At 42.5% G+C, this 13,090-nt stretch carries 17 protein-coding genes; 14 read left to right on the top strand and 3 right to left on the bottom strand.

Annotated elements, in window-relative coordinates; all coding sequences use genetic code 11:
• Positions 1-43: 43 nt before the first annotated feature.
• Positions 44-1,354 carry a sulfatase-like hydrolase/transferase gene (locus GS399_RS11270; RefSeq protein WP_202409432.1) on the bottom strand — a complete coding sequence of 437 codons (1,311 nt, stop codon included), beginning with the start codon at positions 1,352-1,354 and terminating at the stop codon, positions 44-46.
• A gap of 162 nt (positions 1,355-1,516) precedes the next feature.
• Here GS399_RS11270 and GS399_RS11265 point away from each other — a divergent pair, with 162 nt between their 5' ends.
• Positions 1,517-1,879 (top strand): DoxX-related protein, encoded by a 363-nt coding sequence (locus GS399_RS11265; RefSeq protein WP_160844717.1) that lies wholly within the window; start codon positions 1,517-1,519, stop codon positions 1,877-1,879.
• On the opposite strand, the gene GS399_RS11260 is transcribed toward GS399_RS11265, so the two are convergent.
• Positions 1,868-2,215, bottom strand: coding sequence for a methylated-DNA--[protein]-cysteine S-methyltransferase (locus GS399_RS11260; protein ID WP_202409431.1), 348 nt, complete (start codon positions 2,213-2,215; stop codon positions 1,868-1,870). The genes GS399_RS11265 and GS399_RS11260 overlap by 12 nt on opposite strands.
• 189 nt (positions 2,216-2,404) lie before the next feature.
• On the opposite strand from GS399_RS11260, the gene GS399_RS11255 reads away from it, so the two are divergent.
• The 13 genes from GS399_RS11255 (at position 2,405) to GS399_RS11195 (ending at position 12,132) form a co-directional block, all read left to right on the top strand.
• Positions 2,405-3,064 (top strand): heme exporter protein CcmB, encoded by a 660-nt coding sequence (locus GS399_RS11255; RefSeq protein WP_160844752.1) that lies wholly within the window; start codon positions 2,405-2,407, stop codon positions 3,062-3,064.
• Positions 3,065-3,066: 2 nt separating this feature from the next.
• Entirely contained in the window at positions 3,067-3,741 is a 675-nt protein-coding gene (ccsA, locus tag GS399_RS11250; RefSeq protein WP_202409430.1) for a cytochrome c biogenesis protein CcsA, read from the top strand.
• Between the two features lie 4 nt (positions 3,742-3,745).
• On the top strand, positions 3,746-3,949 hold the full coding sequence (locus tag GS399_RS11245) for a CcmD family protein (RefSeq protein WP_160844716.1): 204 nt from the start codon (positions 3,746-3,748) through the stop codon (positions 3,947-3,949).
• A gap of 163 nt (positions 3,950-4,112) precedes the next feature.
• Entirely contained in the window at positions 4,113-5,546 is a 1,434-nt protein-coding gene (locus GS399_RS11240) for a Glu/Leu/Phe/Val family dehydrogenase (RefSeq protein WP_160844715.1), read from the top strand.
• A 585-nt stretch (positions 5,547-6,131) separates the two neighbouring features.
• A complete protein-coding gene (locus tag GS399_RS11235; RefSeq protein WP_160844714.1) occupies positions 6,132-6,530 on the top strand; it encodes a cytochrome c maturation protein CcmE domain-containing protein in 399 nt (132 codons plus the stop codon).
• Positions 6,531-6,544: 14 nt separating this feature from the next.
• The gene (locus GS399_RS11230) at positions 6,545-9,001 is read left to right on the top strand and encodes a heme lyase CcmF/NrfE family subunit (protein WP_160844713.1); all 2,457 of its coding nucleotides are present in this window, start codon (positions 6,545-6,547) and stop codon (positions 8,999-9,001) included.
• 2 nt (positions 9,002-9,003) lie between these two features.
• Positions 9,004-9,771, top strand: a complete 768-nt coding sequence (locus GS399_RS11225) for a Rossmann-like and DUF2520 domain-containing protein (RefSeq protein WP_160844712.1) — start codon at positions 9,004-9,006, stop codon at positions 9,769-9,771.
• 33 nt (positions 9,772-9,804) lie between these two features.
• Positions 9,805-10,137 carry a 2Fe-2S iron-sulfur cluster-binding protein gene (locus GS399_RS11220; RefSeq protein ID WP_160844711.1) on the top strand — a complete coding sequence of 111 codons (333 nt, stop codon included), beginning with the start codon at positions 9,805-9,807 and terminating at the stop codon, positions 10,135-10,137.
• Between the two features lie 16 nt (positions 10,138-10,153).
• Positions 10,154-10,375, top strand: coding sequence for a hypothetical protein (locus GS399_RS11215; RefSeq protein ID WP_160844710.1), 222 nt, complete (start codon positions 10,154-10,156; stop codon positions 10,373-10,375).
• Complete coding sequence (locus tag GS399_RS11210; RefSeq protein ID WP_160844709.1) at positions 10,356-10,769, top strand: putative toxin-antitoxin system toxin component, PIN family; 414 nt, start codon at positions 10,356-10,358, stop codon at positions 10,767-10,769. The genes GS399_RS11215 and GS399_RS11210 overlap by 20 nt, the downstream gene beginning before the upstream one ends.
• Positions 10,766-11,008, top strand: coding sequence for a Fe-S cluster assembly protein IscX (gene iscX, locus GS399_RS11205; protein ID WP_160844708.1), 243 nt, complete (start codon positions 10,766-10,768; stop codon positions 11,006-11,008). Before GS399_RS11210 ends, iscX begins: the two co-directional genes overlap by 4 nt.
• A gap of 7 nt (positions 11,009-11,015) precedes the next feature.
• Entirely contained in the window at positions 11,016-11,552 is a 537-nt protein-coding gene (locus GS399_RS11200) for a KdsC family phosphatase (RefSeq protein ID WP_160844707.1), read from the top strand.
• A gap of 4 nt (positions 11,553-11,556) precedes the next feature.
• Positions 11,557-12,132, top strand: coding sequence for a Maf-like protein (locus GS399_RS11195; RefSeq protein ID WP_160844706.1), 576 nt, complete (start codon positions 11,557-11,559; stop codon positions 12,130-12,132).
• 389 nt (positions 12,133-12,521) lie between these two features.
• Here the strand turns inward: GS399_RS11195 and GS399_RS11190 are convergent, their stop codons facing one another.
• The gene (locus GS399_RS11190; protein ID WP_160844705.1) at positions 12,522-12,926 is read right to left on the bottom strand and encodes a hypothetical protein; all 405 of its coding nucleotides are present in this window, start codon (positions 12,924-12,926) and stop codon (positions 12,522-12,524) included.
• Between the last annotated feature and the right edge of the window lie 164 nt (positions 12,927-13,090).

Genomic DNA, 13,090 nt, shown 5'->3' with positions numbered 1-13,090 from the left:
GCTTTTTTGAAAATCTGTAGTACCGTGGTTTAATAGCCAGCAATTATTTTGACGATTTAAATTCGGGCAACGAGTTCCACCAGTTTAAAAGTTGCTTGCTAAGCTTTGCTGCAATAGCCGGCTGCTTGTCAGCTATATTGTTTTTTTCGTTTTTATCAGTTGACATATCAAATAACTCGATTCTGCTTCCGTCTTTGTTCATTAATAACTTCCATTTTCCATCTCTTACAGCCAATGACGGACTTCGGTCGTTTGTGTTTGGCGGGTATTTAAAGGAGGTTTCATTTCTCCCATATTCCCAATAAATTGCTTTTTTGCGGAGAGACGAAGTGCCAAGCGATACCGCACTTTTATCTTCACCATCCGGTGTGTAATTTTTCGGCAATTGTACGCCAGCTACATTGCAAATGCTGGTTAAAAGATCCGTAGCACATAATACAGATGTAGTGTCGGCGGTTGCCGCCTGTATATGCCCCGGCCATCTGACTATAAACGGCATACGAATTCCGCCTTCATATAGCGAAAGTTTAGTTCCGCGCATAGCAGCGGAGCGGTCATGACGGAAATTTGGCAACGGGCCATTATCGCTTGTGAAAATAACTATAGTATTATCGTCAATACCGAGTTCCTTTAAACCATTCATTAAACGCCCGATTTGTTTATCGTACTCATTCAATACAGCAATAAAGCTTTTCTCTTCTTCCGGTTTGCCCGGATAGTTACGCACGTCTCCATCGCCCGGAACCCAGGGAGTATGCACATCGTCAGGCCACAGATTCACATAGCAGGGTTCTCCTTTATGTTTTTGCAGAAAGGCAAGTGTTTTATCAACAAAGTATGCGGTTCTGTTCCATCTTTTTATACTGTCCTTATCACTCCAAATCCAGTCTGTTGCGGTCAACAGCGGATCAGGATCGGGACTTTCCCAGGTGCTGTTCCATTCGTCAAACCCATAGCTGCTGATCGGCGGCGCATTGTCTACATCTCTGCCTCCGCCCATATGCCATTTTCCGAAATGTCCGGTGGCATAACCGTTAGCTTTTAAAATTTTTGCGACGGTGGGTGCGGAGGGATCTAAAAAATCTGCCTGCTCACATAGTTTGTTATCAGCGCGTTTTTGCAGAAAGCTTGTGATATGCCATTTGGCCGGCGCCATGCCGGTGATAAATCCGGTGCGCGAAGCGGAACAGATGGGTGAGGCGCTATAGTACTGAGTAAACTTCCTTCCTTCAGCAGCTATTTTATCAATATTCGGCGTTTTATACGTTCCATTGAAACAGCTTATATCGCCATAACCCATGTCATCGGTGAGGATAAAAAATAATGTTCGGCTGTTTTTTTTGCGCAAAAACATCGTTAACCAAAAAGATTGAAAGAAGAATGCAAATTATTCCTTTACTCATTTTACTTATAGTGAAGCTGGCATTTACACAGTTTAAGATTGCATACGATCGGGCATTCGTCTATAACGCATAAAACCTTTCACCCTACAATTGTTTATCATAAAAATACAATTATGAATCAGATTATACCCCCCGCCGTTCTGCGTGCGCTTTTTGCATTGCCTTTTGTCGTGTTCGGTGTGTTTCATTTTATGAATGCCAGTCAGATGCAGGCCGCCGTCCCGTCGTATTTGCCACAGCCGATATTTTGGGTTTACGGAACCGGCGTATGTATGATTCTTGGCGGTATCGCCCTGATCATTAACAAATTCGCAAAACTTGCTGGTTACCTGCTCGGGTTATTGTTGTTAAGTTTTATTATAATGGTTCACGTTCCCGGCCTGATGAAAGGAGATCAAATGGAAATAATAGCTATTTTAAAGGATTTTTCATTGATGGCTGGCGCGATGTTTATCGCTAATTTTTCAGCCAAATAAGCTTGTCTGCCCAATACCGGTCAGTTTCGCTTCATGCTCTAACAGCCATTTTTTTCGCCACAAACCACCGGCGTAACCTACCAGGTCGCCGTTTGCGCCGATCACACGATGGCAGGGTATCACGATCATCAGATTGTTCTTCCCATTGGCAGCAGCGATCGCCCTTATTGCGAGCGGATTATTCATTCGCCTGGAAAGCTCCGTATAGGAAATTGGTCTGCCAGCCGGAATCTTTAAAAGTTCCTGCCATACAAGTTGGCGGAAATCGCTGCCTGACTGCCCGATCGGGAAATCAAATGTCAGCCTTTTGCCTTTAAAGTATTCCGCAAATTGCACTTTTGCATTCTCTGTCAGGTTATTTGATTTTACGGCCGTTTCATCTGGCGTAAACCCGATGTAGCTGATCGCATGATCATCTCACTTGAGGTAAATCAATCCAAGCGGCGTTTCAAGCGACGAGCAGAACATGCCGGTAAATTACAAAATGTGTGGAAACTGGCAAGTGAGCATGTATCTTTGCGCCTCATGAACTTAATTGCTCAGGTAAAAACGCTGGTAAAAAAAGAAATTGTTTTGGAGTGGCGCTCGAAATACGCTCTCAACGGAATTTTGCTTTATGTCGTTTCCACCATTTTCGTGTGCTACCTGTCTTTTCGAAAAATTGATCCGCTTACCTGGAACGCCTTATTTTGGATCATCATGCTTTTTGCGTCGATAAATGCAATCTCCAAAAGTTTTGTGCAGGAAAGCCGTTCCCGGCAACTATACTATTACAGCATCGTCAGTCCGCAGGCCGTTATTATTTCCAAGATCATTTACAATGTGATGCTGATGCTGGTGTTGGCTGTCGTAGCAATTTCGGTGTACAGCCTGGTTTTTCAAAATCCCTTAGGTGACCCTCTATATTATTTTTTGTCGGTCGTTATCGGGAGTATCAGCTTTTCGTGTGTGTTTACGATGATCTCCGGTATAGCTTCGCGTGCCGGCAATAATTCGACTTTGATGGCGATATTAAGTTTTCCGGTAATTATTCCCTTGCTTATCGTGCTGATCAAATTGTCGAAAAACGCGATGGACGGCCTTGACCGCTCAGTAAGTTACGATGAGATAGGTGTGTTGGCGGCGATCAACGTCATCGTTGTTACTGTTTCTTTATTGTTATTTCCATACCTTTGGCGTGATTAATTATGAAGTTTATTTATCAAACCTGGTGGAAAGTTTTAGCGGTACTGCTGGTTACTTATACGTTTATCGCCGGATTATTGCTGCCGGTTCCCGCTCTCCCAATTATTCATGAAACTATCCGGAACTTATATTTCCATGTACCAATGTGGTTTTCCATGTGCGTACTGTTTGGAATTTCTGTTTGGTACAGTGTAAAATACTTGCTGAAGGGAGATGAAAATTACGACCTGATCGCTGTAGAAAGTGTTAACACGGGGCTGCTTTTTTATGTGCTTGGCTTAGTTACCGGGATGATCTGGGCTAAATATACATGGGGCGAAGCCTGGAGTAATGACCCAAAGCAAAACAGTGCGGCCATCGCATTTTTGGTTTATTGTGCTTATTTAGTTCTTCGGAATTCGATTGAAGAAGAGCAGAAACGCGCTCGTTTATCGGCAATTTATAACATTTTCGCGTTTCCTATTATGTTGGTCCTGATATTTATCCTGCCCCGCATGACAGATTCGCTTCATCCTGGAAACGGCGGTAATCCTGCCTTTGGCCGTTATGACCTGGATAGTTATATGAGACTCGTTTTTTATCCTGCCGATCTTGGCTGGATATTTCTGGGAATCTGGATAGCAACCCTTCGATTCAGAATGCGTGTTGCCGAAAGAAAAAAATTGGAAGAAATTTAATTACATGAAGCATTTCATTTTATTTATCCTGCTTAGTTTCCTGACTGTATCATCGTTTGCTCAACAGGGAGCAGAGATGGCCGACACCATGCGCAGTTCAGGCAAAATTTACGTAGTTGTAGCAGTTATCGCTGTCGTATTTGTCGGCATTGCAGTTTTTTTATTCAGCCTGGACCGCCGGCTAAAAAAAATTGAAAGAAATTCTTAGTACGAAAAAGCTTTTATTAAACGATTTAAAGGCTGTTTTTGTAAGTTTCAGTTCGCTGTGTGCCAAATACACTAAGGGGGCCCTGCCTTGTAAAAGTGAACTTTTTTAACGCAACTTTGTAGCCTTATTTTAAAAATGCTATCCATTTAATCCGTTACCGATTATGGCAAACACAAACGTTAGTCCGTTAAATACTCATTTCTTTGATGACGTGTGTCAGTTTTTCGACCACGCCGCACAATTTACAAATCATCCGCAAGGGCTTCTGGATCAGATCAAGGCTTGCAACAGTGTATATCGTTTTCAATTTCCTATCAGGAAAGGAAACAGTTTCGAGGTGATCCACGCCTGGCGTGTCGAACACTCGCACCATATGTCGCCAACAAAGGGCGGTATTCGCTACAGCGAAATGGTTAATGAAGATGAAGTTATGGCTCTCGCCGCATTGATGACTTATAAATGCGCTATCGTAAATGTGCCGTTTGGCGGCGCGAAAGGCGGTATTCAGATTAATCCGAAAAACTACACCGTTGCTGAACTGGAAACAATTACTCGCCGTTATACCGTTGAATTAATCAAGAAAAACTTTATTGGCCCTGGTATTGATGTTCCAGCACCTGACTATGGTTCCGGCGAACGCGAAATGAGCTGGATCGCCGATACTTATTATACTATGAATCCTGGGCAGCTGGATGCTATGGGCTGCGTTACCGGAAAGCCAATCGCATTGCACGGTATCAACGGCAGGCGTGAAGCCACCGGAAGAGGAGTGGCGATAGCCGTTCGTGAGTGTGTTAGCGTTTCGGAAGATATGAAGGAGCTGGGCTTGACTGCCGGATTACAGGATAAAAGAGTAATTGTACAGGGCTTGGGTAATGTTGGTTATAATTCGGCTAAGTTCCTGATTGAATATGGCGCAATCGTCGTTGGTCTGTGCGAATTTGAAGGCGCTATATACAACGAAGACGGGCTGGATTTAGACGCTGTTTTCGCTCATCGCAAACAAACTGGTTCGATCCTGGGATTTTCCGGAGCCAAGAAAGAATTCAGAAACTCTGCTGAAGGTTTAGAGCAGCCATGCGACATTTTAGTTCCGGCTGCGTTAGAAAACCAAATCACACAGGAAAACATCGGTCGTATACAAGCAAAAATTATCGCTGAAGGTGCTAATGGTCCAACTTCTCCGGAAGCTGCTGAAGCGTTTCTTCAACGTGGCGGAATTATCATTCCGGATATGTACTGTAACGCCGGTGGGGTAACGGTTTCATATTTTGAGTGGCTGAAAAATCTGTCGCACGTTGCTTTTGGCCGTATGGACAAGCGTTACGAAGAAAATGCGAATCTGAATCTTGTTAATACATTGGAGTCAATTACCGGCGTAAACCTTTCGGGAGATCAGCGTAAAATGATTATCAAAGGAGCTTCGGAACTTGAGCTTGTTAATTCGGGACTTGAAGACACGATGATCCGTTCGTACCACGAGATCCGCGAAATTAAAATGAACAATCCGAAGATTGACAGCCTGAGAACGGCAGCATTTGTAGGTTCGATTGATAAAGTGGCGGTTTCTTACATGAATATGGGAATCTGGCCGTAAGCAAGTTGTGTTAGATATAACTTGAATGAAATGCGGGCAATAAGCTCGCATTTTTCGTTAGTGGTTGTTAATTCTCAACCGGGCCGATGAAAAAGCAGGCCTTGGTACAATAAACCCGATTGAAATGGAAAGCTTTTTTGCTGTCACAGACATTCGGTTTGTCATAACCGTTCGCAAAAAACTTGAAATAAAGAGCGGGGCTACTGTTGCCAAGATTTGCTGCCGCTCATTTTCAATTAGTGCCTACTGTTACGACTCTGTTGGCAAAACAAGGCTCTTCTAACTACTTTGGATAAGCAAATTTTAATATTCTATTTTTTTGTAAAGCAAGTTCCTTTTTTCATCGGTCTGCTGTTGCCAAGAATTGCGACCGCTCATTTTCGAATTAAATTCAAAGCCAATATCCTTTACAATTAAAACTGACGTCATCAATTATCTAATTACCCAATTATCATCTAACTGTCAGAACTCCTAAGCCGCTGATTTGCCGATTATTCCCACAAAAGCTTTACCATTTAAAACTTTTTGCTTTGAGCTTTTTGATGTAATTTTGCGCATTCGGGAAGATTATCGAGGAATAATTAAATGAAAAAAAGCTCCATCATAGGAATTATCATTATAGCGATTGCCATTGGCGTAATCATCAGTACCTACGCAGACTCAAGCACTTACGGAAACTTTTCGCAAGCGAAAGAAACTCAATCTGAATTACACGTAGTGGGTCATCTGGATAAAGGAAAGGAGATGATCTATAATCCCAAGCAGGATGCAAATTATTTCGCTTTCTATATGACCGATGATAAAGGAACTGAATGTAAAGTGATTTTCAATGGGACAAAGCCGCAGGACTTTGAAAAATCAGAACAGATTGTTTTGACCGGCCAAATGAAGGGCGATGAATTTCACGCTTCCAAGATCCTGATGAAATGCCCTTCTAAATACAACAAAGACCAGGTTGAGGTAAAAGCCAGCCCTACAACCTAATACCACTTTAGTTAATGGATATACAATTCGCAGGTGAACACCTGTTGCCGGGAAAACTGGGACAGTTTTTTGTTATTTTATCATTTGGCACAGCGCTTCTCGCCGCAATCAGCTACTACTTCTTTACAATCAAGGATAAAAGTGATAACTCCTGGCAGACAATCGCCCGGGTTTCAACCTGGTTAAATTCAATTTCGGTTATTGGAATTGGTGCCAGTCTTTTTTACATCATTTACAATCACTTATTTGAATATCATTATGCCTGGGCGCATTCCTCGAAAGCGTTACCAGTCTACTACATCGTTTCCTGTTTTTGGGAAGGGCAGGAGGGAAGCTTCTGGCTGTGGACGTTCTGGCAGGCTGTTCTGGCTAACATCCTGATTTGGAAGGCTAAGAGTTGGGAAGGTCCGGTTTTAACGATCGTCATGATTTCGCAGGCGATGCTGGCTTCAATGCTTATCGGGGTAGAGATTTTAGGAACCCGCGTTGGAAGCTCACCATTTATTTTGCTTAGAAATGCGCTTGAAGCGCCGATCTTTTCCCGCCCGGATTATCTGACATTAATCCAGGATGGCAACGGCCTTAATCCACTATTACAGAATTACTGGATGGTAATTCATCCGCCAACCCTGTTCCTGGGCTTTGCATCCATGATCGTTCCCTTTGCGTATGCAATCGCTGGTTTGTGGCAGCGTAAATATAACGAGTGGCTTAAACCTGCGATGCCATACACGCTGTTTGCCGTGATGGTGTTAGGAACGGGAATCATTATGGGTTCATTCTGGGCATATGAAGCTTTAAACTTTGGAGGCTTTTGGGCTTGGGATCCGGTGGAAAATGCGTCTATCATCCCATGGCTTACGCTGATAGCTGCTGTTCACGTATTGATCGTATATAAAAACTCGGGCCATTCATTTTTTACAGCGATCTTCCTTGTACTGATTAGCTTTGTGCTGGTTCTCTATGCATCTTTCCTGACAAGGAGCGGCGTGTTAGGGGAAACTTCGGTACATGCTTTCACTGATTTGGGAATGTACTGGCATTTGGTAGTTGATGTTGCGTTATTTGCGGCTATCGCTATATTTTTCCTGGTAAAACGTTGGAAAGAACTTCCCATCTCAAAGAAAGATGAAGAAACTTTCTCCCGCGAATTCTGGATGTTTATCGGCGCACTGGTTTTGACCGTTGCCTGCGTTCAGATTATCGCGACTACATCGATACCTGTTTTTAATGCCATTTTCAAAACCAAAGTTGCTCCGCCATCCAACCCGGTTGAGCACTACAATAAGTGGCAGGTTCCATTTGCTATCGTGATCGCTTTGCTATCTGGCTTCACCCAGTTTTTGAAATACAAAAATACGGATGTGAAAAAAGTGCTTAAAAGCCTCACTGTTAGCATCGTGATATCACTGCTGGTGGCTGCGCTTTTCGTGTGGATAACCAAAATTGCCAACGTAATATTGGTGCTTCTGATCATTACTTCGCTTTTTGCAGTTGTTAGCAACGGTAAAGTCCTCGTCGATTCACTTAAAGGGAAATGGAAGCTGGCCGGTTCGGCGGTTGCTCACATAGGCTTTGGTTTGATTTTGCTAGGAGCGTTAATCGCTGCGGCAACAAATAAAGTGATCACCGTTAACAGCAACGGATCGATTCCGGTTGCCGGATTTGAAAAAGACAATAAACCGGGTGAGAACCTGATGCTTTACCAGGATAGCACCGTTAAAATTAACCGCTATTCGGTTACTTACCTGAGCGATACGACAGTTGGACCAAATACCTTTTATAAAGTAAATTATAAAGCTGTAGATGACAAAACCGGGAAGGTGAAGGAAGACTTTAATCTTTATCCCAATGCGCAGCAAAATCCGAAAATGGGATTGGTCGCTTCGCCGGATACCAAACATTATCTTACCTACGATATTTACACTCACGTGAGCAGTGTTCCGGTAATTACGGAAAATACGGATGAGCATTCCCATGAAAGTCACTCTGATGATGAGAACTACCTGGACCCGCTTACCAAACAAGTTAATATCGGTGATACGGTTCGCTACCGCGAGGGATTTATTTTGGTTAAAGCGGTGAATAGGAACGCTAAAATCCAGAATATCCCAATTGCAAATGGCGATCTGGCCGTTAGCATGACGCTGGAAGTCCATACCAAAAATAAGGTGTTTACTACCGAGCCCGTCTATTTGCTTAAAAGCGGCAATGAGTTCGACTTTGGAAAAACGATTGAAGAGGCCGGCCTGAAATTGCGGTTCACTCATATCCTGCCCGAGAAGAATAAGCTCGAATTAATGGTCTACCAAAAGAAACCAGCAGAAAAGAAATGGATCGTAATGAAAGCCATTATGTTCCCATATATCAACCTTTTCTGGGGCGGTACGATCATCATGGTTATCGGATTTCTGCTGTCAATCTTCAGACGTATTAGAGAAAACAAAATAACGACTGTTAAAGCGTCTTAGCTATGCGCATCAGCTTTATAGGTTCGGGTAATGTGGCAACGCACCTGGCAGCCGCCTTTAAAAATGCGGGTCACCAGATTGTTCAGGTTTACAGTCCGACTCAGGCGAATGCGGATATCCTGGCTTATCACGTAAAGGCCGAAGCTGTTTATAAACTTTCTGATCTAAGTCAGCAGGTCGATCTGATCATTATATCGGTTAAGGACGACGCAATCGCGGATGTTGCCAAAAATTTAAACACTACGCGTGCCATCATTGTACACACTTCAGGTTCAACTCCGTTACACGTATTGAATAACAACCAGCAATACGGTGTTTTCTATCCGCTACAAACCCTTTCGAAAATTAAAGAAGTTGATATGCGGGAAGTTTATCTCGCTGTTGAGGCATCTTCTGACAATGTTTTGAATAAACTTAAAGGCCTCGCACAAGATATCAGTAATCATGTTATCGAACTTGATTCTGAAAAAAGGCTTTCGCTGCACGTGGCGGCTGTTTTTGCCAGTAATTTCACCAACCACCTGTACACTTTAGCTAAACACGTTCTTACTAAGAACGGACTTGATTTCGATTTATTGATACCCCTGATTAGAGAGGTTGCGGATAAGGTTGCAACGTTCAATCCGGAGGATGTTCAGACCGGGCCTGCTGTAAGAAACGACCAGGCAATCATTCATAAGCATATGGATTTTTTGAAGAACGACGAAACTCTTCTGGCTGTTTATGAGCTGCTCAGTCAGCAGATCATCAATTTATACCATAAAGATTAATCGCTTTGACATTTTTGGTTAATTTTGCCGCACATGGACGTTTACAAGCTTAAAATAAATTTCGAGGAAGCGGGAATGGAACCTGTCGAACTGCCCGTTGCAGAAGGTGAGTCGGTTCTTGATGTTTGCCTTGAAAATAATATAGAATTACAACATAATTGCGGCGGTGTTTGCGGCTGCAGTACCTGCCATATCTACGTGAACCAGGGTATGGATAACATCCAGGAGATTTCTGATAAGGAAGAGGATTTTATTGACCGTGCTGTTAATCCAAGGATCAATTCAAGACTAGGCTGTCAGTGCGTAATAATTGATGGCGATATTGAGGTTACTTTCCCTGATCAGAACCAGTTTTTAGGGCATTAATTTAGTATCTTGGTATATGACATTGCAAATTGAAATCTTAAATCCAAAAGCAAAAAAGCTGCTTCAGGATCTGGCTGACTTGAATCTGATTGCTATTAAAAATCCTCAGGAAGAAAGTTTTTTTGACATTGTCGGCAGGCTTAGGTCAAAAGCCAAAAAATTAAGCATTTCTGATGACGAGATAATAAAAGAAGTTGAGCTCGTGAGAGAAAAACGATATGCTAAATCAAAAGCATAACATCGTTATTGATACAAATCTTTGGATTAGTTTTTTATTAACAGGTAAATTAACCGACTTAGATACAATTTTAAAGAAAACACAAGCGATTGTTTTATTTAGCGAAACCCTTCTGAGCGAATTCTTAGAGGTCGCCCAAAGGCCAAAATTTAATAAATATTTTTCCGTTTCTGATTTAAATGCATTGCTTAATCGAATTCATGAAATTGCCAGTTTTGTGGATGTTAAATCAGAGGTAACAATTTCACCGGATCCAAAAGATAACTTTTTGCTGTCTCTATGTAAAGATGGAAAAGCGACGCATTTACTCACAGGAGACAAAGCATTGCTGAATTTAAATACCTTTGGCAAAACTAAAATAATTACCTTTTCAGCCTATTTAGCAGAAATATGATACAAGATAAATACGCCCTTCCGATACATTGGAACGACCACGAAGATATTGCCATGGGCCTTTACGAAAAGTTTGGCGACGAATTCGGCGAATCGCAGATTTACCGTATAAGGTTTACCGATTTGCTCGAGTGGATTTTGCAATTGCCGAATTTTGCCGGTACACGTGAGGAATCAACTGAAGGGCATTTGGAGCAAATTCAATCGGCCTGGGTTTACGAGTGGAGAGACAACCAATAATCTTAAGATGTTTCTTCAAAAGCTTCATTCTATCAAAGCAATTATTCTCGACATTGACGGTGTTTTAACGGACGCCACCGTGCTTGTTACTGAAACAGGCGAGCAATTGCGAAAATTCAATGTGCGTGATGGTTACGCGATGCAGCTTGCCGTTAAAAAAGGTTTTAAGATCTGCGCCATTTCCGGCGGAAAATCAAAAAGTGTCGTTGCACGACTTAACGGACTTGGCATCACCGAAGTTCACCTCGGTATTGACAAAAAGATCGATGTTTACAACGAGGTTAAACAAACTCATTCGTTAGTTGATAGCGAGGTGCTTTACATCGGGGATGACGTGCCGGATATTGCCGTTATGAAAGCCGTCGGCGTTTCGGCTTGCCCGGCAGACGCTGTTGAGGAAGTCAAAGCGATCAGTGCCTATATCTCCCCTAAAAATGGTGGCGCCGGTTGCGTACGTGATGTGATTGAAAAGGTCCTAAAAGTGCAGCAGAAATGGTATGATGCCGAGCCATCCGCACACGACGACAGTATTCCATCTGCTTAAGATTATGAATCAGACAAAGCCCATTATCCTTGCCTCAAAGTCGCCACGCCGCCAGGAACTCTTAAAACTTCTGGGCCTTGATTTTAGAGTAGTCCTGAAAGATGTGGATGAGTCGTATCCCAATAATCTCCGGCCTGAAGAAGTTGCACTTTTTATCGCCGAAAAGAAAGCGGAAGCCTTCGATGAATTGGTGGAAGATGAAATAGTTATAACGGCCGATACGATTGTTGTAATCGGCGAACAGATACTTGGTAAACCTGGAAGTCCCGAGCATGCGGTTGCAATGCTGCAAACGCTTGCAGGCAATATGCACGAGGTCATTACCGGCGTCTGCCTGTTTTACCAGGATAAAATGCATTCGTTTTACGATGTGTCGGAAGTTTATTTCCGTCCGCTAACGGATGAACAGATAACATACTATGTCGACAATTTCGCGCCGATGGATAAAGCCGGTTCTTATGGTATCCAGGAATGGATCGGTTTGATCGGAATTGAACGAATCAATGGGTCGTATACCAATGTGGTTGGATTGCCAACGGAAAAGTTGTACCAGGAATTGTTGAGGCTATTTGACGCCTAAGCGATAAATTTTATGCATGCCGATGCCGGCGACTACTCCAGCGTGGATAAACGACTGTTTTGACAAGTTTCCCGTAATTTTTAAGTCAATGTTTGTCCCTAAGTCAGTAAGGCCTCCAACCGGTATTGACGCCAAAGATCTAAAAGGCCTCTTTCTGGGTTAAACCACTTTATTTAAACCGGTCGGAGATTTTTATTAGTAAATCCATAGAGGCCGTCCGGATTCTATCAGCGCTTATAAGTTAAGCAAAAATACGTCAGTTACTCGAAGTTGTATGAATATGCGAATGGATAAAATACCGCGTTCCGGAATCTCAAAGCGATATTTTATCCGTGAATTTGTTGTTTCCAGGCATTTAAGCACCTGCGTTGGCCCGATAGTTTTGCTAATCAGGGATAAGAATCAGTTTGATGATTTTCTGCATACAGGGTCAATTCAAGTAATTTCTTTCCGGTAATCTTAAAACCTATTTTTTGGTACTGTGGGTCTTTTGCGAAAGAAGGATCAACTGGCTCAATTAATTTTGCAGCATAAGCCTTCTTACCAACCGGATTATCCAGCCCGGTTTTAAAGAGCATAGCAGTTTGATTGTTTCTATGTTGCTTACCGTTGCCGTGCTCTATTCCTGTGCACAGCCAGTCATTATGTGAAGCGATATAATCGTGTGAAATAGTTCCGTCATCGGTTACCGGATCGGGGAAAAGAGAAGTTTGATATTCATAATAGGGGCCTTTTTTGCACGACGAAAACGCTAACGCTGTTAAAGCGAATACAGTTAAAATAAGTTTTTTCATAATTTTCTATAAGAGAGCTGTTAATTTTAAATCCCCAGGCATTAAAGTTTTTTGAGCTGATCAAGGTTTCCGAAGACGTCAAACAAGTTCAACTACTTTTTTGCTTAAGGACTTTATATTTTTTGTCCTTTAAATTATAGCAATACCGTGCCAACACCTTCATC

Source organism: Hufsiella arboris (assembly GCF_009834875.1).
GTDB lineage: Bacteria > Bacteroidota > Bacteroidia > Sphingobacteriales > Sphingobacteriaceae > Hufsiella_A > Hufsiella_A arboris.
The sequence above is the reverse complement of the archived record's forward strand: the minus strand, read 5'-3'. Positions and strand labels throughout refer to the sequence as shown.

What these genes read in the sequence shown, in the direction of transcription:
- GS399_RS11270 (WP_202409432.1), bottom strand. Translation starts at nt 1,354, where the DNA reads ATGTTTTTGCGCAAAAAAAACAGCCGAACATTATTTTTTATCCTCACC.
- GS399_RS11265 (WP_160844717.1), top strand. Translation starts at nt 1,517, where the DNA reads ATGAATCAGATTATACCCCCCGCCGTTCTGCGTGCGCTTTTTGCATTG.
- GS399_RS11255 (WP_160844752.1), top strand. Translation starts at nt 2,405, where the DNA reads ATGAACTTAATTGCTCAGGTAAAAACGCTGGTAAAAAAAGAAATTGTT.
- ccsA (WP_202409430.1), top strand. Translation starts at nt 3,067, where the DNA reads ATGAAGTTTATTTATCAAACCTGGTGGAAAGTTTTAGCGGTACTGCTG.
- GS399_RS11245 (WP_160844716.1), top strand. Translation starts at nt 3,746, where the DNA reads ATGAAGCATTTCATTTTATTTATCCTGCTTAGTTTCCTGACTGTATCA.
- GS399_RS11240 (WP_160844715.1), top strand. Translation starts at nt 4,113, where the DNA reads ATGGCAAACACAAACGTTAGTCCGTTAAATACTCATTTCTTTGATGAC.
- GS399_RS11235 (WP_160844714.1), top strand. Translation starts at nt 6,132, where the DNA reads ATGAAAAAAAGCTCCATCATAGGAATTATCATTATAGCGATTGCCATT.
- GS399_RS11230 (WP_160844713.1), top strand. Translation starts at nt 6,545, where the DNA reads ATGGATATACAATTCGCAGGTGAACACCTGTTGCCGGGAAAACTGGGA.
- GS399_RS11225 (WP_160844712.1), top strand. Translation starts at nt 9,004, where the DNA reads ATGCGCATCAGCTTTATAGGTTCGGGTAATGTGGCAACGCACCTGGCA.
- GS399_RS11220 (WP_160844711.1), top strand. Translation starts at nt 9,805, where the DNA reads ATGGACGTTTACAAGCTTAAAATAAATTTCGAGGAAGCGGGAATGGAA.
- GS399_RS11215 (WP_160844710.1), top strand. Translation starts at nt 10,154, where the DNA reads ATGACATTGCAAATTGAAATCTTAAATCCAAAAGCAAAAAAGCTGCTT.
- GS399_RS11210 (WP_160844709.1), top strand. Translation starts at nt 10,356, where the DNA reads ATGCTAAATCAAAAGCATAACATCGTTATTGATACAAATCTTTGGATT.
- iscX (WP_160844708.1), top strand. Translation starts at nt 10,766, where the DNA reads ATGATACAAGATAAATACGCCCTTCCGATACATTGGAACGACCACGAA.
- GS399_RS11200 (WP_160844707.1), top strand. Translation starts at nt 11,016, where the DNA reads ATGTTTCTTCAAAAGCTTCATTCTATCAAAGCAATTATTCTCGACATT.
- GS399_RS11195 (WP_160844706.1), top strand. Translation starts at nt 11,557, where the DNA reads ATGAATCAGACAAAGCCCATTATCCTTGCCTCAAAGTCGCCACGCCGC.
- GS399_RS11190 (WP_160844705.1), bottom strand. Translation starts at nt 12,926, where the DNA reads ATGAAAAAACTTATTTTAACTGTATTCGCTTTAACAGCGTTAGCGTTT.